The sequence below is a fragment of the Bradyrhizobium sp. PRIMUS42 genome, from assembly GCF_023006515.1.
GTDB lineage: Bacteria > Pseudomonadota > Alphaproteobacteria > Rhizobiales > Xanthobacteraceae > Bradyrhizobium.
In genome coordinates this window covers 1-303 of sequence record NZ_JALBGZ010001657.1, presented here as the reverse complement: position 1 = coordinate 303, position 303 = coordinate 1, and the positions used below count along the sequence as shown (strand labels likewise).

Here is a 303-nt window from a genome sequence, read left to right as displayed (position 1 = left end):
CTGCGAGGAGGTCTCGACCGTGCCGGCCGGCGTCACGTTGTTCTGCTTGGCGAGCGAATCGAACAGCGCCTGCGGCGTGATGCCGAGGGTCGCGAGCTTGGCGTGGCTGAACTCGACGAAGATGCGCTCGTCCTGATTGCCGTAGACGTCGACCTTGGTCACACCCGACACCTTCAGCAGGCGCTGGCGGAGGCCTTCGGAGACTTTCTTGAGCTGGGCATAGTCGGCGCCGTCGCCGGTCATCATGTAGAGGATGGAGTCGACGTCGGAGAACTCGTCGTTGACGACGGGTCCCAGAATGCC

1 protein-coding gene is annotated in these 303 nt (G+C 63.7%); it reads right to left on the bottom strand.

Annotated elements, in window-relative coordinates:
- Positions 1-303, bottom strand: a 303-nt coding sequence (locus tag MOV75_RS42155; RefSeq protein WP_246933147.1) for an efflux RND transporter permease subunit, incomplete at both ends; no start/stop codon positions are given.